This window comes from Nocardiopsis rhodophaea, assembly GCF_039530945.1.
Lineage (GTDB): Bacteria > Actinomycetota > Actinomycetes > Streptosporangiales > Streptosporangiaceae > Nocardiopsis_C > Nocardiopsis_C rhodophaea.
Genome location: NZ_BAAAPC010000018.1, coordinates 39,601 through 64,747, shown reverse-complemented (window position 1 = coordinate 64,747; position 25,147 = coordinate 39,601). Strand labels below are relative to the sequence as shown.

Sequence of the window (25,147 nt, the reverse complement as noted above, 5' to 3'; positions counted from 1 at the left end):
GGGGGCGACCACGCGCGGGCGATGACCTGCCCGACATCCTGCCGCGGGGGCGGCGGTAGCGGCCCGTCGCGGAGTAGAATTTCCGAATTGTTCCGATAGCGCTGATGACCCCATCCGTCGCGCGTGTGTACCGGCGCGGTCGGCTGTCAGTTGTACCGGACCACACCGATGACCACGCGCGGCCGTCCCCCGCTCGGCCGCATGGCCTCCCACGGGGCGGCCGCCGAAGAGCATGCTGGGGGATGACGAGTGCGACCGGGGATGAGCAGGGCCGTCGGCGTCGCGGCGTCCGTGCTGCTGATCGCGGTCACGGTGGCGTCGTGCCAAGGTTCCAGCGGAAACACGCGCAGCGAGGCCGGGACCACGGCGGCCTCGGCGCTGAACCCGACCGACCGCGGCGACCTGGCCCAGGGCGGCACCCTCCGCTGGGGGCTCAACGAGTTCCCAGCCCAGTGGAACCCGCACCACGCCGACGGCAACCTCGCCACGGTCGACACCGTGATGGAGGCCCTGATGCCCGCCCCCTTCCACACCGACGAGGAGGGCGTCGCGGTCCCCAACTCCGACTACGTCGACGACGTTGACGTGCGCACTCCCGACGACGGCGGAGCGCAGGTCGTCACGCTCCGCCTGAACCGGGACGCCCAGTGGTCCGACGGCACCCCCATCACCTGGCGCGACTACGAGAGCATGGCGCGGGCGCTCTCCGGTGAGCAGCACGGGTACCGCGTCCTCGGTTCCGTCGGTTATGACCGGATCGCGTCGGTGCGGGCGGGGTCCGACGACTTCGAGGTCGTCATCGCCTTCGACCGGCCCTTCGCGGAGTACCGCTCGCTCTTCGCTCCGCTGCTCCCCGCCGAGTACACCGCATCGCCGGAGAAGTTCAACGCGGGGTACCACGAGGACATCCCGGTCACCGCCGGGCCCTTCGCGTTCGACGGGATCGACCCGGCCGCGCAGACGGTGACCCTGCGGCGCTCCGACGACTGGTGGGGCGCACCGGCGCTGCTGGACCGCATCATCTTCCGCGCCATGGCCCCCGAGGCGCTGGACAGCGCCTTCCTCGACGGCGGGATCGACACCTACGCGCTGCCGCTCGACCCCGCCTCCTACGAGCGGGCGTCCTCGGCCGCCGACGGCGAGGTCCGTACCGCACCGGCGCCCGACTACCGGCACATCACCCTCAACGGGGACAGCGACGTGCTCTCCGATGTCGCCGTCCGGCACGCCATCTTCCAGGGGATCGACCGCCGGGTCCTGGCCGAGGCCGCGTTCGGGCCCATCGACCCGCCGCGCGAGCCGCTCGGCAACCACCTGCTGCTGCAGGGGCGCCGCGGCTACGTCGACAACAGCGGCGCGTGGGGCGAGTACGACCCCGACCACGCCGAGAAGCTGCTGGACGCGGCCGGCTGGACGGCCCCGGCCGACGGCGGCACCCGCACCAGGGACGGCGCCCCGCTCCGCGTCGACTTCCTGGTGCCGCGCGGCCACCGCCCGGCCCAGGACGAGGCCGAGCTGGTGCAGGGGATGCTCGCCGAGATCGGGATCGACGTCCGCGTCGAAGCGGTCTCCGGCGACAAGCTGTTCAGCGACTACGTGCTACCCGGCCGCTATGACATGGTCGCCTTCGTCAACACCGGCGGAGGGTTCCCCCTCTCCGAGACCCTGCAGCAGTGGACCGGCCCGGTCACCGGGCCCGACGGGACACCGCGGTGGCGGGCCAACGTGGGCCGCATCTCCACCCCGGAGATCGACGCCGCCCTGGAAGAGGCCCTGGAGACGCTCGACCCGGACGAGGCCGTCGACCGGATCAACGAGGCCGACCGCCTCCTGTGGGAGGCCGGACACACCCTCCCCCTCTACCAGCGGCCCGACCTGGTGGCCGTGCGCACCGACATCGGCAACCTCGGCGCGGCCGGCGTCGGGAGCCTCGACTACGCCGACATCGGCTTCACCAGCCAGGCCTAGGCACGGGGCCCACCGCCGCCCACCGCGGCCCGACGCCGGTCGTGCGGTGGTCGGCGCTATCCCGCTCCGGGCGGCGCGGCGTCCCTCCCTCCGCTGTCGGTCGCCGTCAGTGGTGTCCGCCGCTCGCGGTGTCGCCGATCAGCGCCGAGGCCGGGAGACCGCGGATCGAGGCGTCGAGGACCTGGGCCGTGTGGGCCACGGCGATCGACGCGCCGGAGCGCTCCACCGCCGAGGCGATCTGCAGCGAGCATCCGGGGTTCCCCGCGATCAGCAGGTCGGCCCCGGTGGAGCGCACATCCTCGCCCTTGCGGTCGCCCAGCTCGGCCGCGGCCGTAGGGCGCAGCAGGTTGTACACGCCCGCCGAGCCGCAGCAGATGTCCGCGTTGGGCAGGTCGCACAGGTCCAGCTCCGGGATCGCGCTCAGCAGGGACCGGGGCTCGGCGGTGATGCCCTGCCCATGGGAGAGGTGGCATGCGTCGTGGTAGGCGGCGCGGACGCGCAACGGGTGCCGCCGCGCACGGGGTCCGAGGTCGGCCAGGAACTCGGTGAGGTCCACGACCCGCGACGCCAGCGCCTCGGCCTGGCCCACCCGCGCGTCGGGCGCGCCGACCTCGCGCAGCACCCGCCCGTAGTGCTTCATGGTGCTGCCGCACCCGGCGGAGTTGACCACGACTGCCTCCACCCCGGCGCGCTCGAACGTCGCGACCGTGGCCGCGGCGAACCCCGCGGCCTCCGCCGCCCGCCCCGCGTGCGCCGAGAGCGCTCCGCAGCAGCCCTGCGCGCGGGGGATCACGACGTCGCAGCCCTCGCTCGCCAACACCCGCGCTGTCGCGGTGTTGACCTGGGGAAAGAACGACCCCTGCACGCATCCGGTGAGCATCCCCACCACCGCCCGGCGCCGCCCCCGGGCCGACACGAACTCCGGAAGGCGGGGGACGCCGCCCCGCAGCGGCGGCGCGACGCGCTCCATCGTGGCGAGCACCGGTGACAGCCGGTCGAGCAGCCCCGAGCGCCGCAGCGGCCCGGACAGGCCGGACGCCTGGTAGGCGCGCAGGGGGCCGCGCATCAGGTTCAGCCGCCGACGGTAGGGGAACAGCGCGAAAATCGCCGCGCGCAGCAGCCGTTCGCCCCGGCTCCGCGGATACTCCTGCTCGACCCGGGCGCGCGTGGACTCCAGCAGCGCGTCATAGGCCACCCCCGACGGGCAGGACGACACGCACGCCAGGCAGCCCAGGCAGTTGTCGAAGTGCTGGACGGCCGCGTCCGTCAGCACGTCGTCGTGTTCGACCTGCCCCATCAGGTGGATGCGTCCGCGCGGTGAGTCCATCTCCTGGCCCCAGAGCACGTGGGTGGGGCACGTGGGGAGACAGAACCCGCAGTGCACGCAGTCGCCCAGCAGTTCTGAGAACGAGCGCTCGGCGGTGCCCCCGGCTCCCTGCGGTGGCTGGGTCCCATGGGTGGTGTGACCGTTGTTCAAGGTTCCTCCACCTTCCTCGTGATGCCGGTGGTGAGCGAGCTGCGGGGGGCCGTGATCAGTCGAGGTGGCGCCAGCGTGGCATCGGGGTGTCTAGCGCTGTCGCCGAGGGGTAGTCGGCCGCGACGTGCGGACCCATCGCCGTCCTCCTTCCGGCTGGGTGACGGGCTTCCCGTCCACCACTGGGCGAGTGACTCGGGTGCGGGCGGGGATCGTCCGGCGGTCACACACCTCCCGCGATACGGCCGGGCGCCAACAGGTGGTCGGGGTCGAAGCGGTCCTTCACGGCACGCATGAGGGACAGGCCGGGGACCTCGCCCCGTGACTCCCGACGATCCACACGCGGCGCCCGGCTGGCGTCCGGGAAGGTCACCCAGCCGTCGCCGTGCGCGGCGCGCAGCCGGGTGACGGCATCGACGGCGGCGTCCTCGGCCGCGGCGGGCAGCGCCGCGTACACGACGCCCGACCCGAGCGATCCGCGCAGGGCCACCGTTGTTCCGGCGCGTGCGGCGGTGGAGCGCAGCGCGGCGAGTGCCGCGGGCAGGCCGGTGACCGGGTAGGCGAGTTTGAGCAGGAGGTCGTCGGGCGCGCCGGGCAGCGTCCCCCAGCCGTCCGGCGGCTCAGCGGCGACCTCGGTGCGATCGCCGAACAGCGTCCCGACCTCGGCGGCGCGCTGCTCGACTCCGTTCTCCGCCCCCTCCAGCAGCACCTGGAGCACGGGAGGGCCGTCCACCGGCCACTCCAGCTCGACAGCGGAGGGGACGACCTGGGTCGCCCGCAGTGCCCGCGCCCCGGCGCAGATGCCGTCGGGGTCGTCCCCCGCGGTGGTCAGGCACACGAAACGGCGGGCCGGGGGGATGGGATGCAGCCGGAAGGTCACCGACGTGATGAGGCCGAGCGTCCCCAACGCTCCAGTGTGCAGTTTGCCCAGGTCATATCCTGCAACGTTCTTCACCACCCGGCCGCCGGACGACGCGGTGACGCCGTCAGAGCGCACGATCGTCATTCCGATGATCAGATCGCGTACCGGTCCGTGCAGCATCCGCAGCGGCCCCGACAGCCCGGTCGCCACGACGCCGCCCACCGTCGACCCCGGCACGACGGTGTCCACCGACAACCGCTGTCCGGCCTTGGCCAGGGCCGTCTCCAGCTCCGCCATTGGCGTCCCGGCCCCGACCTGAACGACCAGGTCGCCGGTGGCGTGCTCGACGCCGTTCAACTCCCGCGTGTCGATGACCAGGTCGCAGCGCTCGGGCGGGCCGCCCCAGCCCGTCTTGGTGGCGTTGCCGCGCGGCACCATCGCCAGGCCGTGGCGGGCCGCGGCCGCCATCAGCGCCGACACTGACTCGGGGTCGGGCGGTGTGGCCACGAAGCGGGGGTAGCGCGGGACGCGCCCGCCCACGGCGTCGTCCGGGCCGCCCGCGCGCAGTGCCGACCCGCTCGCCCTGAGGTCGTCGGCCACCGCAGGCGCGTCCTGTCGCGATTCCACCGGTTCGCTACCTCCTCATCGCCCCGTCGGTCCCTCCGTTGATCTCGGCGAAGCGGACCGAATTCCAGCGGTTTTCCGGTACTTTTCGCCGAGATCAACGGGGAGGGGTCAGAACAGCTCGGCCGCCCCTTCGGTAACCAGCGGGTGTTCGCCCTTCCGGACCGCCGGGCGCTCGCCGCACAGGCGCGGCGTGGGCAGCAGCTTCTCCGGGTTGGCGATGCCCTGCGGATCGAAGGCCCGCCGGAAGCGGTCGAAGGTGTCCAGGTCGGCCGGGCCGAACATGGTCGGCATCTGGCACGCCTTGTCGACGCCCACGCCGTGCTCGCCGGTGATCGAGCCGCCGTGCTCGATGCACAGGTCGAGGATGGTGCCCGACACCTCGGCGGCGCGCTCGGCCGCGCCCGGTTGGGCGTCGTCGAACAGCACGAGGGGGTGCAGGTTGCCGTCCCCCGCGTGGAAGACATTGGCCACCCGGATTCCGGAGCGCGCGGACAGCTCGGCGATGCGGCGCAGCACATCGGGGAGGGCGGTGCGGGGCACGACGCCGTCCTGGACGATATAGGCGGGGCTGATGCGCCCCACGGCGGCAAACGCCGACTTGCGGCCCTTCCAGATACGGGCACGCTCGGCGGGGTCGTCCGCGGCCCGGATCTCGAACGCCCCGGCCTCCCGGCACAGCCGCTCCACCACGGTGGCGTAGGCCTCCACATCGGCGGCCGGGCCGTCGAGCTCGACGATCAGGACGGCCCCGGCGCCCGGGGGGTAGTCGCAGGCCACCGCCTGCTCGGCGGCCTCGATGGACAGCGCGTCCATCATCTCCACGGCGGCGGGCAGCACACCGGCGGCGATGATCGCCGACACGGCGGCGCCCCCCGCGTCCATGGTCTCGAAGGCGGCCAGCACGGTGTTCACCCGCTGCGGCGCCCGCGTGAGCCGCACGGTGATCTCGGTGGCGATGCCCAGCGTCCCCTCGGAGCCGACGAACGCGCCGATGAGGTCGTATCCGGGGGTGTCGGGGGCCGTGCCTCCCAGCCGCACGATCTCCCCCCGCGGGGTGACGATCCGCAGGCCGAGCACGTGGTTGACGGTGAAGCCGTACTTGAGGCAGTGCGCCCCACCCGAGTTCTCCGCGACGTTGCCGCCGACCGAGCACACCTGCTGGCTGGAGGGGTCGGGCGCGTAGTAGTAGCCGTGCGGCGCCACGGCCCTGGTGATGTCGAGGTTGGCCACGCCCGGCTCGACGACGGCGCACTCGTTGCCGATGTCGATGTCGATGATGCGGCGCATCCGGGAGGTGGTGATCAGGACACCGTCGCCGCGCGGCAGCGCCCCCGCCGAAAGCCCGGTGCCGGCGCCTCGGGGGACGAAAGGCACCCCCGAGTCGGCGCACAGCCGTACGACGTCGGCGACCTGCTCGGCGCTGGTGGGCAGGACGACCACCCCCGGCACCTCGGCGTGGTAGGTGAGCGCGTCGCTCTCGTAGGTGCGGCGCTGCGCGGTGTCGCTGATGACACCGTCGTCGCCGCAGATCGCGCGGAGTCGCGGGACCAGCGCGTTAACCGGTTCCGGCATGGGGGTCGCCCCTCCCCGTCCGATGGCACCGGGTGCCGGTGGGCCGGCCGGTCACCCACAGGTCCGGCCGCCCCACCGACGGTGGATGTCTCCTGACGTTACGGCATCCGCTCGTAGGCCGGAAGGGTCAGGAAGTCGGCGTAATCGTCGGCCAGGGCGACCTCCTTGAACAGCTCCCGGGCGCGTTCGTAGAGCTCGGCGTCGAACGCCGCCCCACTCGCCTCGCGGAGCTTGGCCAGCTCCTCGTCGATGATGCGGTCGACGAGCTCGCGGGTGACCTTGGGGCCGTCGTCGAGGGTGACGTCGTTGTGCAGCCACTGCCAGATCTGAGAGCGGGAGATCTCGGCGGTGGCGGCGTCTTCCATGAGGTTGTGGATGGCGACGGCGCCGTTCCCGCCGATCCACGCGGCCAGGTACTGCAGCGCCACCTCGATGTTGGAGCGCAGCCCGGCCTCGGTGATGCCGCCCTCCGTGGCGTCGACCGCCAGGAGGTCGTCGGCCTTGACACTGACGTCGTCGCGCAGCCGGTCGAGCTGGTTGGGGCGGTCGCCCAGGACGCCGTCGAAGATCTCCATGGCGACCGGGACCAGGTCGGGGTGGGCCACCCAGGAGCCGTCGAAGCCGTCGCCGGACTCCCGGGCCTTGTCGTCGCGCACCTTGGCCAGGGCGCGCTCGTTGACCTCGGGGTCGCGGCGGCTGGGGATGAAGGCGGCCATGCCGCCGATGGCGAAGGCACCGCGCTTGTGGCAGGTGCTGACGAGCAGCTCGGTGTAGGCGCGCATGAACGGGGCGGTCATGGTGACGGCGTTGCGCTCGGGCAGCAGGAAGCGGCGGCCGCGGGTGCGGTGGACCTTGATCATGCTGAAGAGGTAGTCCCAGCGCCCGGCGTTGAGCCCGGCGGAGTGCTCGCCCAGCTCGTAGAGGATCTCCTCCATCTCGAAAGCGGCGGGGATCGTCTCGATGAGCACGGTGGCGCGGATGGTGCCGCGCGGGATGCCGAGGCGCTCCTGGGCGACGACGAAGATCTCGTTCCACAGCCGCGCTTCGAGGTGGCTCTCCATCTTGGGCAGGTAGAAGTAGGGACCCTTGCCCTTGTCGAGCTGGCGGCGCGCGCAGTGGAAGAAGTAGAGCGCGAAGTCGACGATGCCGCCGGAGGTGCGCTGGCCGTCGACCAGGATGTGCTTCTCGTCCAGATGCCAACCGCGGGGGCGGACGACGATGGTGGCGAGTCCGTTGTCGTCCTTCAGCGCGTAGCTCTTGCCTTCGGGGGTGGAGAAGTCGATGGTGCGGTCCAGCGCGTCGCGCAGGTTGAGCTGGCCGCCGATCATGTTCTCCCACAGCGGGGTGTTGGCGTCCTCGAAGTCGGCCAGCCACACCTTCGCCCCGGAGTTGAGCGCGTTGATCGTCATCTTGCGGTCGGTGGGGCCGGTGATCTCCACCCGACGGTCGGTGATCCCGGGAGCGGGCGGCGCGACCTTCCAGTCCGGGTCCTCCCGGATCTCCCGGGTCTCCGGCAGAAAGTCGAGGTTGGCACCGGCCGAGATCTCGGCTTGGCGGCGCTTGCGCGCGGCCAGCAGCTCTTGACGGCGGCCCTCGAACCTCCGGTGCAGATCGGCGATGAGGGCGAGTGCGTCATCGGTGAGGATCTCGTCGTACCGCTCGTGCAGGGGGCCGGTGACCTCGACCCCGTTCGTGGCGCCCATGGGATAACCTTCCACAAAGCGAAATTTGCTTCTGTTATGTGGAATATGACGCTACTCCCCGGTGGGGGTGTGGTCAACGTTGTGAGCGTCTCACACATCACAATACTTTCCGGCTTGCGGAAAATATCGACTCTTTTCTAGTGAAAATTCGCGCCTTTTTGGCTTCTTCCCGGCTGGCGCGGGAAGGGGTGTGGTATGAGCCACGTTCCCCCAGATGAAAACCAGATGCCAATACCCGGTCGACGTGTCACTATCCGAGGGAACAACCGCCGTCCCCGGGACGTTGCCCCTGCTGGAGGGATATGAATAAGCTTTACGACCACGGCTCCGACCCCACCGCGCGTGTCCACGCGCAGGGCAGGGACGGGGGCCGTGCCGCGATCGCCGTCGGAGACCTGGACACCGATGCGCTGCTCGCCTCTGAAACGGGATCCGACGACGCCGCGACCCCCGACCAGGGGGAGATGGAGCTCGCCGACCGCCATGCGCTGCGCAGGGTCGCCGGGCTCTCCACCGAACTCACCGACGTCACCGAAGTCGAGTACCGCTCGCTCCGCCTGGAGCGGGTCGTCCTCATCGGTGTGTGGACCTCCGGGACCCAGGCGGACGCCGACAACTCGCTCATGGAGCTCAAGCTGCTCGCCGAGACGGCGGGCGCGATGGTCCTCGAAGGCGCCACCCAGCGCCGCCCCAAGCCCGACCCGGCCACCTACGTCGGCCGCGGCAAGGCGGGCGAACTGCGCGACATCGTCGAGAGCACCGGCGCCGACACCCTGATCTGCGACGGTGAACTCACCCCTGGCCAGCTGCGCCAGCTGGAGGATGTGGTCAAGGTGAAGGTCATCGACCGCACCGCGCTCATCCTCGACATCTTCGCCCAGCACGCGCGCAGCCGCGAGGGTAAGGCCCAGGTCGAACTCGCGCAGCTCAACTACCTGCTGCCGCGCCTGCGCGGCTGGGGTGACTCCCTGTCCCGGCAGGCGGGCGGACGCGCGGGCGGCAACGGCGGCGTGGGGCTGCGCGGCCCCGGTGAGACCAAGATCGAGACCGACCGGCGCCGCATCAACGCCCGGATGGCCAAGCTGCGCCGCCAGCTCTCCCAGATGGGCACGGCCCGTGAGGTCAAGCGCGACCAGCGCCGTGTGCGGCAGGTGCCGGCGGTGGCCATCGCCGGATACACCAACGCGGGCAAGTCGAGCCTGCTCAACCGCCTGACCGGCGCGGGCGTGCTGGTGGAGAACGCGCTGTTCGCCACCCTGGACCCGACCGTCCGCCAGGCCCGCACGCCCGACGGCCGCGGGTTCACGCTGAGCGACACCGTCGGATTCGTCCGGCACCTGCCGCACCAGCTGGTGGAGGCGTTCCGCTCGACCCTGGAGGAGGTCGCCGACGCCGACCTGATCCTGCACGTCGTCGACGCCTCGCACCCCGACCCCGAGCAGCAGCTCGCGTCGGTACGCGAGGTGTTCGGTGAGATCGGCGCCCAGGACGTTCCCGAACTGATCGTCTTCAACAAGACCGATGCCGCCGACCCGATCGTGCTCAAGCAGATGCGCACCCGCGAGCCGCGCTCCGTCGAGGTGTCCGCCCGCACGGGAACGGGCGTGTCGGAGCTGATCGAGGCGGTCTCGGTGGCCCTGCCGGAGCTCGACCGGGAAGTCCGGGTTGTGCTCCCCTACGAGCGGGGCGACCTGGTTTCGCGCGTTCACGAGGAAGGCCGCATCGTCGCCGAGGAGCACACCGGCGACGGAACGTCCCTGCACGCCTACGTGCCCGCGTTCCTGGCAGGGAAGCTGGAGGAGTTCGCCGTACCGGTCGGCTGAGAAGAACCGGCCGAGAACAATCTGAGCGGCAACGGCGGAACCCCGGGCGGGGTTCCGCCGTTGCCATGTATAAGCGGGGAAGAGGTGTACACGCGGTCCGCCGATGAACTACGGTTCTGAGTCACCGGTATGAGGAACGTGAGCCGACGGCCCCGCCGCCTCCTCTTTCCCTCCCCCTCCGGACCAGTCGAGATCGAGGTCGCTTATGTCTTCCCGCATGCTCCGACCTGCCCTTGTGTCCGTATCGGCGCGGTGCTGACCCCCAAGGCAGGCCGGTGAGACGATGACAGTGCGACTGCTCACGAACATCGGACGGCTGTGGACCGGGACCGACCTCCTCAGCAACGCCGCCATGCTGCTCCAGCACGACCGGGTCGCGTGGGTGGGACCCGCCGCGGAACTACCGCAGAGCCTCCCCGGCATCATCGAAGACATCGTCGACGTCGACGAGGTCGACAACCTCGGTGGCGGACTGGTCACTCCCGGACTGATCGACGCGCACTGCCACCCCGTCTACGCGGGCAACCGCTATGCCGAGATCACCATGCGCGCCAGCGGTGCCTCCAAGACCGAGATCACCGGAGCCGGCGGCGGCGTCGCCTCGACCGTGACCGTCACGCGCGGAACCGACCCGTGGACCCTGTGCAACGCGGTGCGGGAGCGGCTGCGGCACTGGGTGCTCTCGGGCTGCACCACCGTGGAGGCCAAGACCGGGTACCACCTCACGCGCGACGGCGAACTCTCCGACATCCGGCTGCTGCGCTCCCTGGAGGAGGAGCCGGGCATGCCCCGGCTGCACGCCACCTTCTTCGCCGCGCACGCCGTACCGCCGGAGTACTTCGGGCGCCCGCACGACTACGTCGACGCCGTCTGCTCCTGGCTCGGCGACGCCGCCCAGGCCGGAGCCGACGGCGTGGACGTCTACTGCGATAACCAGCAGTTCACCGCCGAGGACGCGCACCGCCTGCTCTCGGCGGGCCAGGGCGCGGGTCTCAAGACCCACATGCACGCCTGCGCCAAGCCCCGCCACGGCGCCGTCCGGATGGCCACCGATCTGCAGTGCACGTCCGTCGACCTCGTGCACGAGACCGACGAGGAGGACATCCTCGCGCTGGCCAAGACGACCACACCGGTCGTGGTGTGCCCGACGACGTCGCTGCACGAGCACAGCAATCCGCCGGTCCGGGCACTGCTCGACCACGGTGTCCCCGTCGGCCTGGGCACCGACCACAATCCCGGGCAGTCCGGCCTGACCTCGCTGCCCACGGCGATCGCCCTGGCCATCGCGATGTTCAACATGAGCGTCCTGGAAGCACTGCGGTCCGCCACCGTCGGCGGCGCCTTCGCGCTCGGCCTCACCGACCGGGGCGTTCTCACCCCGGGCTGCTACGCCGACATCGTCCAGTGGGACGCCGACCACGAGGGCGCCTTCGCCTGGTCCTACGGCTTGAAGACCCTGCGCGTGTGGCGCGGCGGCGAGACCATCAGGTGATGGTCGCCGAACCGCGGCCCTAGGCGGGGCGGGGCCGAACGATGGCCATCGGCGCTGGTGGCCGCCCTACGTCTTGGGGGTCAGAGTCTTCGGGTCCGGGCGGCGGTGAGGAAGGCGGCCCATTCGGGGGCGGGGAAGGGGAGATGGCCGTGGTGCGGGTGTTTGGAGTCGCGGAGGGCGGCTCCGGTGGGGAGGTCGGCGATCTCGACGCAGGCTTGGTGCTGGCCGCTGTGGGTGCTCTTCCGGAAGTGGGCGACTTCGACGCAGTCCTGATCCTGGCCGCTGTAGCTGCTCTTCCAGAATCTCATTTCTGTCACTTCTCGCTCTCCAAGGATGCCGCCACTTGTTCAATGAAAGCGGCGGATCGGACAGTGCTAAGGGCAGACCCCTGAACGTCGCCAAACGTTGCGTTGTACTGGCTGATGTCTTCTGCCTCTTCGAGGAAGATGGCGTCCGTAACAGTCCCGACGTAGACGATCGGCGTACCTAGGGGCTCGGCAAACTCCAAGATAGTGAACGGCGCGGCAAGAGCTGCGTGGGCTCCCGCCTCGTAGGGAAGCACCTGGACATCGATGTTGGGTAGCTGCGCCATGTGCAACAGGTGCTCCAACTGGGCCAACATGACCTCTCTACCGCCGATCATGCGCCGCAGCGCGGCTTCGTCCACCCTGGTGGCCGAACGCTCCCTCGACGGGATCAAGCTGACCTGCCGCGACCACGGCCAAGCCCACGGCCGGGGGAGTGCCCGCGACTACCTGCGCATCGATCCGGCCGGGTTCGACACCGGTTCCGAGACCGGGCGCGGGCTGGTGCTGATCGACGCGTTCGCCACCACGTGGGGTGACAGCGGGTGGGTCAGCCACAGGCATGTGTGGTTCTACCTGGCCTACGACCTGCGCGACAGCGCCTGGAACATCGCCTGAACCGCCACGGGAGCGACGGCTGGGAGCTCTAGCGCTAGCGCTGCCCGCGTGCGGAGGCGATCTCGATGACGGCGCGTTCCAACGCGTAGGCCGGGTCGCGGCCGGCGCCCTTGATGAGGGCGTCGGTTTCGGCGATGACCTCCATAGCGCGGGCCACGCCCTGGGGGGACCAGCCGCGGGCCTGTTGGCGGAGGGTTTTGAGCTTCCACGGCGGGACCTTGGCGCGCTTGGCGAGTTCCGCCTCGGACATGCCCCGGGGCGGCTGGGCGGCCACGGCCAGGCCGCGGACGGCTCCGGCCAGGGCGCTGTTGATGAGGACCGGTGCGGTGCCCACCGCCAGCGACCAGCGCAGCTGCTCCAAAGCCTCGGGCAGGCGGCCTTCCACCGCGCGGTCGGCGACGGTGAAGCCGGAGGCCTCGGCCTTGCCGGTGTGGTAGCGGGCGACGGCGGCGGCGTCGACGCGGCCCTCGGTGTCGGCGACCAGTTGGGTGCAGGCGGCGGCTAGCTCGCGCAGGTCGTTGCCGATCGCGTCGAGCAGTGACTGGGCCGCGTCCGCCGTGATCTGCCGTCCGGCCCGGGAGAATTCGCCCTTGATGAACTGCAGGCGCTCGTTCGCCTTGGTCGGCTTCGGGCAGTTGATGCGCTTGGCGCCGGCCTTCACCGCGGCTTCGAGTAGCGCCTTGCCCTTCGCGCCCCCGGCGTGAACCACGACCATGATGACGTCGTCGGCCGGGGCTTTGAGGTATCCCGTGACCTCGGTCGCGAGATCCTTGGTGAGGTCCTGGGCCGAGCGCAGCACGACGATACGGCGCTCACCGAACAGCGAAGGCGAGGTAACCTCCACCAGTTTCCCGGCCGTCACCTGGCTAGGGGCCAGATCGTGGACGTCCACGTCGGGGTCGTCGGCGCGCACCGAGGCGACCAGTTCGGCCACGGCCCGGTCGACGAGGAGTTCCTCGTCGCCGACGACGACGGTGATCGGGGAGACGGAGGTGGAGCCCATGCATGCAGCATGCCATGTTCCGGGGACATCCCGATGCGGATCCGATGCGGCTCATTCGGTGGGAAGGGGCGGCTGGACGCTCCGACTCAGGTGTCCTGTTCCGTGGTGCCGCAGCGGCGTTCGCACACGACCGCGAGGCCGTCCGGGCCGGTGATGACGGCGATGTCGCCGTGCAGGTCGGTGCGGTAGTTGGCGGCGGTGAGGGCCTCCAGCCGCCGCATGGTCGCGGGGGCGGGGTGGCCGTAGGTGTTATCCGCGCCGACGGAGGTGAGGGTGATCACGGGCCGGGTCGCCCGTAAGAACGCCGGATCCTGCGCCGCCGATCCGTGGTGCGGGGTCTTGAGCACGTCCACGTCCAGTGCGGGGCCCGAAGAGAGCAGGGACAGCTGCGCGGACTCTTCGATGTCGCCGGAGAGCAGCACCGACACGGGCACCTCGCCGGAGCCGGGAGCCGGTGCGCGTTCGGCCCGGACCACCACGCTGCGGTCGTTCAGGTTGCCGATCGCACCATCACGCGGTCCCAGGACGTCGAGCCGCCATAACCCCGAGCGCAGTGTTCGTCCCGCTACCCCCGCGTGCAGCGGCACCCCCTGGGCCCGGAGCGTCCGTCCGACGGTGCTGTCGGCGAACCCCGGAGGGGCGAGGGCGGCGCGCACGGACCGGCCGCGCGCCACGGCCGGTGCGGCGTCGACGTGATCGGCGTGGTCGTGCGTGAGGATGAGCAGGGACACCTCCCTGATGCCGAGCCGGTCCAGACAGTCGTCCACCGCGCCCGCCTCCTCGCCGGTATCCACCAGTACCGCGGTGCCGTCTCCCGCGTCGAGGACGACGGCATCGCCCTGCCCGACGTCGCAGGTAACGACGGCCCACCCGGGCGGCGGCCACGACGGGGCGACACACTGGACCAGGGCGACGGTGCCACCGATCGCGACGGCCACCACGACCGCGATCCGGCGTGCCCAGCCCCTAAGGAGCAGAGCGAGCGCGATCAGCGCCGCGAGGACCAGGGCCCCGGTGACATCGGGGCGCCACGGAACGGTGCCGTGGGGCACGCGCGCCCCCGCCTCCGCGACGGCGGCGATCCAGGCGACGGCCAGCCCGGGGACCCCGATCACGACCGCCGCCGCCAGAGGGGAGACCAGTGCTATCGCGGCCACGAACAGACCGAGAACGGTGGCCGCCCCGACCATCGGGGCAGCGGCGACGTTCGCGGGGATGGCGACCCAGCTCACCTCCTCGGACAGCAATACCAGCACGGGCGCGCACGCCACATGCGCGGCGAGCGCCACCGCCACCGCCTCAGCGAGGGGCCGGGGCATCCGCTGCGACCACGTTCGTGTCCACCTTGGCGCCAGCAGCAGGATTCCGCCCGTGGCCAGTACGGACAGCGCGAAGCCATAGGACCCGGCGAGCGCGGGGTCGAACAGCAGGAGCCCGATGACGGTCGCGCTCAGCGCGGCAAGGCCGGTATGCCGTCGCCCCAGAGCCAGTGCAAGCAGCGCGATGGCGCCCATGAACGCGGCCCGTACGACGCTCGGTTCCGGCCGCGCCAGCAGCACGAACACCGCGATCATCGCGGCTCCACCGAGGACGGTGCACCAGGTGGGCCCGTGCAACCGTCGGGAGAGGCCGATAACGACGCCGGTCATGATGGCGAGGTTGGATCCGGAGACGGTGAGCAGGTGGGTCATCCCGGTGGCGCGAAAGTGCTCGGCGGTCTCGGGACGCAGCTCGGAGGTGTCGCCCACCAGGAGGGCGGGCAGTAGGCCACGTTCCGGATGGGGCAGGGACTCCGACGCGCCTCGCAACCGCTCTCGGGCCAGACCCGCGACGGCGTGTGCGGTGGATGGCGGTGCGATTTCCTCGGGTGGTCCGCGTACGGGAACGAGAGCCGCCGTCAGCGCGTCGTTGGTGCCCAGGAACACACCCGAAGCCCGCACCCTCTGGCTGGGGACCAGGCGCCGCCACTCCGCACCCGAGGCCAGGATGACGACGGGGACCCGCGTCGGGACGCGGTCGCGACCCACCCGGACCCACGTGGTGCGCGCCTCGATGACGTACTCGGCGCGCCCCGGCCGGGGGAGACCGGACCGGGGGCGCGGGTCCCGGGTGATGACAGCGGTGAAGGCGGCCCGCCCTTCGTCCTCGGCGAGCACGGCGACCGGACTCACCCGCACCATGGTGACCCGCGCTCCGACTACCAGGGCCGCCGCGCACGCGCACGCAAGCACCGCGACCACGGGGGCCGTCGCCATCTCGGCGGCGGTCCCGTGCCGGACGAACGGCAACAGGAGCAGTGCGGCGCATCCGGTGATGAGCGCGACGATGAGCGAGGAGGACGGAGGGGCGTTCAGCAGGGGGAGAGCCGTGCCCCAGGTGGCCACGGCGGGAGCGACCAACCGCAGGTCGCGGGGGGCTCCCATTCCGGCGGCGTCGGTTCCGAGCCAGGTAGTCATCGGGCACTCACCCAGACGCGCTCGCGCAGATCGGCGAAGCGCCGCTCGCCGATACCGCTGACCTCCCGCAACTGCTTCACGCTGCCGAAGCCGCCGTTGGTGTCGCGGAACCGCACGATGCGCTCGGCCAGCACCGGCCCGATGCCCGGCAGCGTCTGCAACTGCTCGGAGGTTGCGGTGTTCAGGTCGAGGGGGCCCGGAGCGTCCACCGCACCGGGGCCGCTGGGCACGCCGGGCATCCCCGCGCGGGGAGCGGCCCCGGTGGGACCGGGGGCTCCGGGGGAGGGCGTGACACCCACCAGGACCCGCTCACCGTCGACGAGGGGCCGGGCGAGGTTGAGGGTATCGGTGTCCACATCGGCGTCGGCGCTGACGCCACCTGCCGCCTCGATCGCGTCGGCCACCCGGGAGCCCGCGGGGAGGGAGTACACGCCTGGCGTCTCGACTTTTCCGCCGACGTGGACGATCACCTCGCCGGTGGGCGAAGCGGCCGGGGCGGACGAGGGGGCGGCTGGCGCCGTGCCACTGGGGGAGGGTGCGAGCCCATGATCGGAGATCAGCTCGGGCGCGGGTGTGGCGTCGGGCCGGGATTGGAGCAGGAACCAGGCGGTGGCGAGGATGGCGCAGGCGCAGACAACGAGGAGGGCCTGAAGGCTGCCGCGGTTCAGCAGCGGCTGCTCGGCCCATCCGGACGGGAGTAACTCGGCGAGGGCCGAGAGCCGTGAACGAGGCGGCGGGGAACCGTCGACCTCGACGTACCCACGGGGAGGGCGGTCGTCCGGGGCGGTGTCCGGTGGGCGGCCCCCAGCGTCGTTCTCCCCCGGGGGTCGGTCCGTGCGGGGTCTAGCGCCGTCTGCCGATCGCCGGTGGCGACCGGTGCGGCCGTTTCGCTCCGCCGTGGGGTCCGCGCCGGTGTCCTGGTCGGCGGCCGAGCCGGGGGAATCGGGGGAGGTGGCGGTATCCGTTGACGCGGCGGCATACGGAGGTACGGGGATGTCGGTGCACAGCGGAACGTCGTTGGGCGGACCGTCCGCCTCAGGCGGAACGCTGTCGGAAGGGGAAGTGGGCGCAGCGGTGTCCACCTCCTCGGAGGTGAGCGAGCGCAGCCGCCGCAGAGCGATGTCGGTGGACGAGCGTCGGGATCGAGAAGAAGAGGCCATGTGACCGACGCTAGGAATCCGCCTCCTGGCCTGTCACGGCGGACTTTCGAGGCTGTGGATAGCTGTCGCGCCTGAGACCCGGCCCGGCAACGCCGTCGAGGAGCGGACCTACAGCCTTGTCTGCTGGGCGGCCTTGTCTGCGGTCGGCCCATCCGGTGTTCGGTGGTGAAAAGCGGCAGCGACGGCGGAGGGGACTGGGGGCGCCAGTCGTCTCAGGGGTGCGGCCGGGCGGGGGCGGCGGCGGTTCGCCCCGCCGGTCTCCTCCCGGGTGGACCGGTGAGGGCGGCGGCGATGAGGCGGGGGTGGGGGGCGCGCCTGTCGGCTTCCTGGGCGGGGCATGCGGGCGGCCCGGAATCCGACGTGCGGGCCGCCGTGCGCCGGGTATGCCCGGTTTGCCCCACGTTCCCCGCGATGATCATGGGATTTGTCCCGGTTCTGTCCGGTTTGTCGGGAGAATCCCCATGATCATCGCCAGAGGGGGTCTGTGGCGGGGGAGTGCTCCCGTATCGCGGAAGGCGCTTCACGCGAAGCGAAAGGATCGCCCCCACGCTGCGAGCCCTTGCCCCGCCGCACCCGTCAGGGGAGCGGGCGCCCCAGCCCCCACCGCCGTCGATGCCGCTTTTCACCACCGAACACCGGATGGGCCGACCGCCGACAAGGCCGCCCAGCAGACCCTGGATCCCGGCCCTATCCGGCGGTGATCACGGAGCCTGACCGGGCTCTGGTCGATGGGTCGGGATGTTGCGGACATGACAACACGTCGGCCCCCGCCCCTTACGGGGGGGGGGGGGCTCGGGAAAGATCCGGTACCGACTAGGCGGTCTTCTGCAGCTTGTCCAGCCGCTTGGCGATCGCGCTCTTGCGGTTCGCCGCCTGGTTGCTGTGGATGACGCCCTTGCTCACGGCCTTGTCGAGCTTGCGGGCAGCGTGACGCTGCAGCTCGGTGGCCTGCTCGACATTCCCACCCTCGGCAGCTTCGCGGAACTTGCGGATGGCGGTCTTCAGCTCAGACCGCACCGCCTTGTTGCGCATGTAGCGCTTCTCGTTCTGACGGTTGCGCTTCTTCTGCGACTTGATGTTCGCCATGCGAAAACGTGCTCCAGTAAATTCTGATCATTGCGCCGCCGGGTCCGGCCCTGCGCCGCGGGCAGCCGATCCGCGGGAGTGGCCTGACACGCCGTAACGCCAGGTATGTGAACCGAAGGGCTCAAAACCGAACGTGGAACGTCCGAGACACGGATACTCCATTATGCATCCGCGAAACGAGTGGTCACGACACCTCGGCGGGTGCGCGGCCGGCTCCGTCATTCCTCGGCTTCGACCCCGCCCGGGTCGACCCAGCCGGTGAGGAAGGCATCCCAGTCTGGCGCATCGGCGTCGTCGAGCAGGTACACCGCCATCCCGACGTTATCCCGCTCACCGTTGTCGGTCAGCCCGATCCGCACGGCCTCGGTGGCGGTCTCGACGCTCTCCGCGCCGGACGGTTCGCCCCAGGTCGTGTCGTCGAACGCGGGGACACCGAAACGTACTGCGACCGGGTTTTCGCGCTCGATCGTGTCGTCTGGGCCGTCGAGCGCGCTGAGCGTCTCCTCGACCTGGCGCACCATGAAGCCGCCGTACAGGGACGACATCGGCATCCCGCTGTCGTGGCCCGGGACCACCACGATGTCGGCCTGCTCGGTGACCCGCGCCAGGTACCCCTTGGACCAGTACTTCTCCTCGCCCGACAGGATGAACGAGGGCACCCGCGCCCCCGGGACGAGCTCCACCGGCTGCACCTGTACCGACAGCACCCCGTCCGCGCCGATCGCCGTGCGCACCTGCTCCACCAGCTTCGGCAGCGACGGGTCGTTCGTGGTGACGGGCGCGACCGCGAGGTGCACGCCGTCGAACCCCGCCTCCCGCACCGCACCGGCCGCCGCCGCGACGGCCTCCCGCTGCTCCTCGTCGAACCGGTCGTGGACGAGCGAGGACCCCTCGGCCGCGTAGTCCATCCAGCCGAGCACGCGCACATCAGGCAGCTCCCGCTCCGCCCACGCCAGAAACTCGGCCGCCGCGGCGTAGCCGTCCGGCGCGAGCGTCCCGTCCTCGTCGATCTCGCCGAGGTAGACGTACAGTTCCGAGATGCCGCCCCGCTCGGTCCGGGACGCCAGGGACGCGTACTCCTCGCGGCCCGCGTCCCCCGTCACCCAGGCCCCACCGAGCCATGCCGCGTTGCGTCCCGTGGAGGTTGCCCACGCCGCGGGTGACCCCGCGTACTGCGCCGCCAGCAGCACGCCCGCACCCACCACGACCACCAGGAGCGCGGCCAGCCCGGCGAGGATCCTGGTCAGCAGCCACTTCACCGTTGTCCACCACTTCCCGGTCGTCGCTTAGCCTGAGTGTGCCGGGTGTCCTTGCCGCCGCCGTGGCGAGGGACCACGGGGGTCATGGGATCATAGACGGCGATACCCGCGCGCGACGCCCGCGGAGGTCATGTCCCACCACGGCATGTCCCACACGACGTACGAGACTTGTGAACGGAGCACGGTGCCACAGCCGAATCGGACCGATCCCGCGCTGATCCGGAACTTCTGCATCATCGCGCACATCGACCATGGCAAGTCGACGCTGGCCGACCGCATGCTCCAGTTGACCGGCGTCGTCGAAGACCGCAAGATGCGCGAGCAGTACCTCGACCGGATGGACATCGAGCGCGAACGCGGCATCACCATCAAGTCGCAGGCGGTGCGCCTGCCCTTCACGGCGCTCGACGACACCACCTACGTCCTGAACCTCATCGACACCCCCGGCCACGTCGACTTCAGCTACGAGGTCTCGCGGTCGCTGGCGGCCTGTGAGGGCGCGATCCTGCTGGTCGACGCGGCCCAGGGCATCGAGGCGCAGACCCTGGCCAACCTCTACCTGGCGCTGGAGAACGATCTCGCGATCATCCCGGTGCTGAACAAGATCGACCTTCCGGCCGCGCAGCCCGACAAGTACGCCGCCGAGCTGGCCGGGATCATCGGCTGCGAGCCCTCCGATGTCCTCCGGGTCAGTGCCAAGAGCGGGCAGGGTGTCGAGGAGCTGCTGAACGAGATCGTCCAGCGCGTCCCGGCCCCCGTCGGCGACGCCGACGCCCCGGCCCGCGCGATGATCTTCGACTCGGTCTACGACACCTACCGCGGTGTGGTCACCTACGTCCGGATCGTGGACGGCCGCCTCAGCACCCGCGAGCGCATCAAGATGATGTCCACGGACGCCACCCACGAGATGCTCGAAGTGGGCGTCATCGCCCCCGAACCCACCAAGGTCGAAGGGCTGGGTGTCGGCGAGGTCGGCTACATCATCACCGGCGTCAAGGACGTCCGGCAGTCGCGGGTCGGTGACACCATCACCTCCGCCACCAAGGGCGCGGCCGACATGCTGGAGGGCTACCGGGACCCCAAGCCCATGGTGTTCTCCGGGCTCTACCCGATGGACGGCACCGACTACCCGGTGCTCCGCGACGCCCTGGAGAAGCTCCAGCTCAACGACGCCGCGCTGGTGTTCGAACCGGAGACGTCGGCGGCGCTGGGCTTCGGATTCCGCTGCGGGTTCCTCGGCCTGCTGCACCTGGAGATCACCCGCGCCCGCCTGGAGCGCGAGTTCAACCTCGACCTGATCTCCACGGCGCCCAACGTCATTTACCGGGTGATCATGGAAGACGGCACCGAGCATCAGGTGACCAACCCCAGCGAGTTCCCCGAGGGCAAGATCGCTGAGGTCTACGAGCCGATCGTCAGGGGCACCCTGCTCTCTCCCGCCGAGTTCGTCGGGCCGATCATGGAGCTGTGCCAGAACCGCCGCGGCTCCCTCCAGGGCATGGACTACCTGTCGGAGGACCGGGTGGAGATGCGCTACACGCTCCCGCTCGCCGAAATCGTCTTCGACTTCTTCGACCAGCTCAAGTCGCGCACCAAGGGCTATGCCTCCCTTGACTACGAGCCCTCCGGCGAGCAGATGTCCGACCTGGTCAAGGTGGACATCCTTTTGCAGGGCGAGGCCGTCGACGCGTTCTCGGCGATCGTCCACAAGGAGAAGGCCTACGCCTACGGCACCGAGATGACCAAGAAGCTGCGCGAGCTCATCCCGCGGCAGCAGTACGAGGTGCCGGTTCAGGCGGCCATCGGCTCGCGGGTCATCGCCCGCGAGAACATCCGCGCCATCCGCAAGGACGTGCTCTCCAAGTGCTACGGCGGCGACATCAGCCGTAAGCGCAAGCTCCTGGAGAAGCAGAAGGAGGGCAAGAAGCGGATGAAGATGGTAGGCCGCGTCGAAGTGCCCCAGGAGGCCTTCATCACCGCGCTGTCCACCGACGACAGCGGCGACAAGGACGCCAAGAAGAAGTAGTGGCCGCCGCGGGACAGCGCCACGGAGACCCGGAGACGACGGCGGCGGGAGGAGCGTGATGCCCTCGCGCCGCCGCCGTGTCGGCGCCGAGCCGCTGCCGCCGCACCGGGAGGAAAAGCCGGACGGCCGTCAGAGCCGCAGCCACACCGCCGTGTCGGGCGGCAGCAAGAAGGCGTCGCCGTCGGTGGTCACGGGGGAGCTGGACAGCAGCACCCCGCCGGGGAGCGGGGAGCGGACGGCCGTGTCGGAGAAGTTGGCGACGCAGGCGAAGGCGGGGTCGCGGCGGAAGGCGAGGACGCCCTCCGGCGCCGCCACCCATTCCATCGCCCCATCGCCCAGTGCCGGATGGGCGCGGCGCTCGTGCAGTGCGGTGGTGTACAGCGCCAGGGTCGAGTCGGCGTCGCGCCGCTGCGCCGCGCGCGTCAGGGCCGCCCACGCCTCCGGTATCGGGAGCCACGGCTCCGCGCCTTCGGGGGCGAATCCGAACGGCGGCTCGCCGCCCTCCCAAGGAAGGGGAACCCGGCAGCCGTCGCGTCCGCGCTCGGTGCGTCCCGAGCGCTCCCAGGTGGGGTCCTGCAGCGCCTCCTCCGGTAGGTCGGCGACCTCGGGGAGGCCCAGCTCCTCGCCCTGGTACAGATAGACCGAACCGGGCAGCGCGAGGGTGAGCAGCGCCGCGGCGCGGGCGCGGCGCAGGCCCCGGGCGCCGTCGCCGAACCGCGTGACGTGCCGGGTGACGTCGTGGTTGGACAGCACCCACGTGGTCGTCGCGCCGACCGCGCCGTTGGCCGCCAGCGAGGCCTCGATGACCGAACGCAGCGCCGCCGCGTCCCATTCCGCGGTCAAGTACTCGAAGTTGAACGCCTGGTGCAGCTCGTCGGGGCGCAGGTACCGGGCCACCCGCGGGGCGTCGTCCACCCACGCCTCGGCCACCAGGGCGCGCTCGCCCGGGTAGGAGTCGACGAGGCTCCGCCACCGCCGGTAGATCTCGTGCACCCCCTCCTGGTCGAAGTAGGGCAGCCGCGTCTGCCCGTCGAGCAGCGCGGCTTTCTGCCCGGGGGCGATGTCGGGCAGCGCGGGGTCCTTGACCATGCCGTGCGCCACGTCGATGCGGAACCCGTCGACGTCGCGGTCCAGCCAGAACCGCAGCACGTCCTCGAACTCCTGCCGCACTTCGGGTGAGGTCCAGTCGAGGTCGGGCTGCTCGGCGTCGAAGAGGTGCAGGTACCACTCCTCCGGGGTGCCGTCCGGCCGTTTCAGCCGGGTCCACGCCGGCCCACCGAAGATCGATTGCCAGTTGTTCGGCGGATCCTCGCCATCGGCTCCCCTACCAGGCCGGAAGACGTAGCGGGACCGCTCGGGACTTCCGGGCTCGGCCGCCACCGCCGCGCGGAACCAGCGGTGCGCCGCCGAGGTGTGGTTGGGCACGATGTCGATGATCACCCGCAGGCCGAGCTCGTGCGCCGTCGCGGTCAGCGCGTCGAAGTCGGCCAGAGTGCCGAAGCGCGGGTCCACCTGGCGGTAGTCGGCCACGTCGTAGCCGCCGTCGGCGAGGGGGGAGAGGTAGAAGGGGGTGAGCCAGACGGCGTCGACGCCGAGCGCGGCGAGTTCAGGCAGGCGATGGCGGATGCCCGGCAGGTCGCCCTCGCCGTCCCCGTTGGAGTCGGCGAAGCTGCGCACATAGATCTGGTAGATGGCGGCGTCGCGCCACCAGCCCGGCGAGGTGCTGGGAGAAGCGGGGGTCCCGTGTGGGGGAGTGGGTGGCATGGGTGGTTCCCTCTCTGGCGCCGGAGCGGTGGTGACGGCGGTTCCCGGTCCGGCGCCGAAATGGCGATGCAAGAGCTTGCGCAAGATTACCTGTTTCTTGCAAGGGACGAGCAGAAGATTTCCATTAGAGTGCTGCCATGGGTCCACGATTGGCCGATATCGCACGGCAGGCGGGCGTCAGTGAGGCGACCGTTTCCCGGGTTCTCAACGACAAGCCTGGCGTCGGGGCGGACACGCGCAAGGCCGTACTGACGGCGCTCGACGTGCTCGGCTACGAGCGGCCCGCCCGGCTCCGGCAGCGCTCCGCCGGCCTGGTCGGCATGGTCGTCCCTGAACTGGAGAACCCCGTCTTCCCGATGTTCGCCCAGGCGGCCGAGGGCGCGCTCGCGCAGCACGGCTACACCCCCGTCCTGTGCACGCGCACGCCCGGCGGGATCGCCGAGGACGAATACGTCGAACTGCTGCTGGAGCGCCACGTCTCCGGCATCATCTTCGTCTCCGGCCTGCACGCCGACACCACCGCCGACCACGACCGCTACCGCCGCCTCGCCGCCCGCAGGCTGCCGATCGTGCTGGTCAACGGATACGCCGAGGACGTCCCGGCCGCGTTCGTCTCCTGCGACGACCGTGAGGCCGGACGCGTCGCCGTGGATCACCTCGCCGCACTCGGCCACACGCGCATCGGCTTCACCAGCGGACCCGAACGCTTCGTCCCCGTGCAGCGCAAGCTGGAGGGCTACCGGGAGGCCATGGCCCGCAACGGGCTGCCCGCGGACGATCTGGTGGAGCTGTCCCTCTTCAGCCTCGAAGGCGGCCACGCCGCCGCCGTCCGGCTCCTGGAGCGCGGTGCCACCGCCATGGTCTGCGGTTCCGACCTCATGGCGCTCGGCGCCATCCGCGCCGCCCGCCAGCGCGGACTGTCGGTGCCCGGCGACGTCTCCGTCGTGGGCTACGACGACTCCCAACTCGTCGCCTTCACCGACCCGCCGCTGACGACCGTCCGCCAACCCGTGCAGCCCATGGCCCTGGCGGCCGTGCGCACCCTGTGCGACGAGATCGCGGGGCACGCGTCCGCGGCGTCGCGCTCGGAGTACCTCTTCGACCCCGAGCTCGTGGTGCGCGGCTCCACCGGCGCGGCCCCCGCCGCAGTCACGGGCAGCGGGAAGGGCGGGAACCCCGCGCGTACGGCAACGGGCCGCGTGTCCTAACGTTCTGCCATGCCTTCTCACCTCACCGCCGCCGTCGTCCGCTCCGTCAACTCCGGTCGCGCCGTCGAGCACGACTGGGCGGGAAAGGCGACGCGCACCGCCATCGACAAGCGCCCCGTCGAGGGGACGGTCACCGTGCGGACCCTGGGGATCACCGGGGACGAACAGGCCGACACCGCCCGCCACGGCGGGCGCGACCAGGCGGTTTACGCCTATGCGCGCGAAGACCTGGACCGGTGGCAGGAGCACCTCGGCCACCCGCTGCGCGACGGCCGGTTCGGTGAGAACCTCACCACCCGCGGCATCGACCCCTCCCAGGTCCGCATCGGGGAGCGCTGGCGGATCGGCACCGTGCTGCTGGAGGCGACGCTGCCGCGCGTCCCCTGCCGCACCTTCCAGGCCTGGATGGACGAGCCCCAGTGGGTCAAACGGTTCGCCGCCGAAGGACGCGCCGGGATCTACCTGCGCGTCCTGGAGGAGGGCGAGCTCGCCGCGGGCGACACCATCACCGTGGAGCGCCCCGACCACGACATCACCGTCTACCGCGCCGCCCAAGCCCGCGACGACCGCGATCTCGACCTGCTCAACCGTGTCCTGGAGCTACCCGACCCCGCCGACAAGTGGCGGCAGGAGGCGGCCAAGGTCGCCAAGCGGCTCAACCGCGTCGTCTGACCACCCTGCCTGCACGCCCGAGGCCGCTATCCCCGAGCCGCACGGAAGGTCGGGCGACTCCCCGACATC

Annotated in this window: 19 protein-coding genes; 7 read left to right on the top strand and 12 right to left on the bottom strand. The window is 71.1% G+C overall.

The features are described 5' to 3' along the window. The first annotated feature begins 261 nt into the window (after nt 1-261). Complete coding sequence (locus tag ABD259_RS19350; RefSeq protein WP_344164354.1) at nt 262-1,968, top strand: ABC transporter family substrate-binding protein; 1,707 nt, start codon at nt 262-264, stop codon at nt 1,966-1,968. Nucleotides 1,969-2,074: 106 nt separating this feature from the next. On the opposite strand, the gene ABD259_RS19345 is transcribed toward ABD259_RS19350, so the two are convergent. The 4 genes from ABD259_RS19345 to aceB form a co-directional block, all read right to left on the bottom strand. Next, the gene (locus ABD259_RS19345) at nt 2,075-3,445 is read right to left on the bottom strand and encodes a (Fe-S)-binding protein (RefSeq protein ID WP_344164351.1); all 1,371 of its coding nucleotides are present in this window, start codon (nt 3,443-3,445) and stop codon (nt 2,075-2,077) included. A gap of 220 nt (nt 3,446-3,665) precedes the next feature. Continuing rightward, the gene (locus ABD259_RS19340) at nt 3,666-4,931 is read right to left on the bottom strand and encodes an FAD-binding oxidoreductase (RefSeq protein WP_344102613.1); all 1,266 of its coding nucleotides are present in this window, start codon (nt 4,929-4,931) and stop codon (nt 3,666-3,668) included. 108 nt (nt 4,932-5,039) lie between these two features. Next, nucleotides 5,040-6,503 carry an FAD-linked oxidase C-terminal domain-containing protein gene (locus ABD259_RS19335; protein ID WP_344164347.1) on the bottom strand — a complete coding sequence of 488 codons (1,464 nt, stop codon included), beginning with the start codon at nt 6,501-6,503 and terminating at the stop codon, nt 5,040-5,042. A gap of 98 nt (nt 6,504-6,601) precedes the next feature. After that, nucleotides 6,602-8,206 (bottom strand): malate synthase A, encoded by a 1,605-nt coding sequence (gene aceB, locus ABD259_RS19330; RefSeq protein ID WP_344164344.1) that lies wholly within the window; start codon nt 8,204-8,206, stop codon nt 6,602-6,604. 302 nt (nt 8,207-8,508) lie between these two features. Between aceB and hflX the strand changes: the two genes are divergently transcribed. Then, a complete protein-coding gene (gene hflX / locus ABD259_RS19325; protein ID WP_344164341.1) occupies nt 8,509-10,029 on the top strand; it encodes a GTPase HflX in 1,521 nt (506 codons plus the stop codon). Nucleotides 10,030-10,312: 283 nt separating this feature from the next. Continuing rightward, nucleotides 10,313-11,521, top strand: coding sequence for an amidohydrolase family protein (locus ABD259_RS19320; RefSeq protein WP_344102605.1), 1,209 nt, complete (start codon nt 10,313-10,315; stop codon nt 11,519-11,521). 80 nt (nt 11,522-11,601) lie between these two features. Here ABD259_RS19320 and ABD259_RS19315 read toward each other — a convergent pair whose 3' ends face one another. Further along, nucleotides 11,602-11,829 carry a DUF397 domain-containing protein gene (locus ABD259_RS19315; RefSeq protein ID WP_344164419.1) on the bottom strand — a complete coding sequence of 76 codons (228 nt, stop codon included), beginning with the start codon at nt 11,827-11,829 and terminating at the stop codon, nt 11,602-11,604. Nucleotides 11,830-11,834: 5 nt separating this feature from the next. Continuing rightward, nucleotides 11,835-12,143, bottom strand: a complete 309-nt coding sequence (locus ABD259_RS19310) for a Scr1 family TA system antitoxin-like transcriptional regulator (protein ID WP_344164416.1) — start codon at nt 12,141-12,143, stop codon at nt 11,835-11,837. Between ABD259_RS19310 and ABD259_RS19305 the strand changes: the two genes are divergently transcribed. Then, nucleotides 12,112-12,444: an ATP-binding protein gene (locus ABD259_RS19305; protein WP_344164428.1), complete on the top strand. Its 333-nt coding sequence runs from the start codon at nt 12,112-12,114 to the stop codon at nt 12,442-12,444. The genes ABD259_RS19310 and ABD259_RS19305 overlap by 32 nt on opposite strands. Nucleotides 12,445-12,478: 34 nt before the next feature. Here ABD259_RS19305 and holA read toward each other — a convergent pair whose 3' ends face one another. The 5 genes from holA to ABD259_RS19280 all read right to left on the bottom strand — a co-directional run bounded on the left by holA (nt 12,479) and on the right by ABD259_RS19280 (nt 19,408). After that, a complete protein-coding gene (gene holA, locus ABD259_RS19300) occupies nt 12,479-13,447 on the bottom strand; it encodes a DNA polymerase III subunit delta (protein ID WP_344164338.1) in 969 nt (322 codons plus the stop codon). Between the two features lie 86 nt (nt 13,448-13,533). Beyond that, complete coding sequence (locus tag ABD259_RS19295; RefSeq protein WP_344164335.1) at nt 13,534-15,903, bottom strand: ComEC/Rec2 family competence protein; 2,370 nt, start codon at nt 15,901-15,903, stop codon at nt 13,534-13,536. After that, nucleotides 15,900-17,063 carry a ComEA family DNA-binding protein gene (locus tag ABD259_RS19290; protein ID WP_344102588.1) on the bottom strand — a complete coding sequence of 388 codons (1,164 nt, stop codon included), beginning with the start codon at nt 17,061-17,063 and terminating at the stop codon, nt 15,900-15,902. Before ABD259_RS19290 ends, ABD259_RS19295 begins: the two co-directional genes overlap by 4 nt. An 813-nt stretch (nt 17,064-17,876) precedes the next feature. Beyond that, entirely contained in the window at nt 17,877-18,149 is a 273-nt protein-coding gene (gene rpsT / locus ABD259_RS19285) for a 30S ribosomal protein S20 (RefSeq protein ID WP_344102586.1), read from the bottom strand. 218 nt (nt 18,150-18,367) lie between these two features. After that, complete coding sequence (locus tag ABD259_RS19280) at nt 18,368-19,408, bottom strand: hypothetical protein (RefSeq protein ID WP_344164332.1); 1,041 nt, start codon at nt 19,406-19,408, stop codon at nt 18,368-18,370. A 184-nt stretch (nt 19,409-19,592) separates the two neighbouring features. Between ABD259_RS19280 and lepA the strand changes: the two genes are divergently transcribed. Then, entirely contained in the window at nt 19,593-21,434 is a 1,842-nt protein-coding gene (lepA, locus tag ABD259_RS19275) for a translation elongation factor 4 (protein ID WP_344102581.1), read from the top strand. Nucleotides 21,435-21,563: 129 nt separating this feature from the next. On the opposite strand, the gene ABD259_RS19270 is transcribed toward lepA, so the two are convergent. Further along, nucleotides 21,564-23,198 carry a glycoside hydrolase family 13 protein gene (locus tag ABD259_RS19270; RefSeq protein WP_344164329.1) on the bottom strand — a complete coding sequence of 545 codons (1,635 nt, stop codon included), beginning with the start codon at nt 23,196-23,198 and terminating at the stop codon, nt 21,564-21,566. 137 nt (nt 23,199-23,335) lie between these two features. Here ABD259_RS19270 and ABD259_RS19265 point away from each other — a divergent pair, with 137 nt between their 5' ends. After that, nucleotides 23,336-24,406, top strand: a complete 1,071-nt coding sequence (locus ABD259_RS19265; protein ID WP_344102577.1) for a LacI family DNA-binding transcriptional regulator — start codon at nt 23,336-23,338, stop codon at nt 24,404-24,406. Nucleotides 24,407-24,415: 9 nt separating this feature from the next. Then, nucleotides 24,416-25,078, top strand: a complete 663-nt coding sequence (locus ABD259_RS19260; RefSeq protein WP_344102575.1) for an MOSC domain-containing protein — start codon at nt 24,416-24,418, stop codon at nt 25,076-25,078. Nucleotides 25,079-25,147 lie beyond the last annotated feature (69 nt).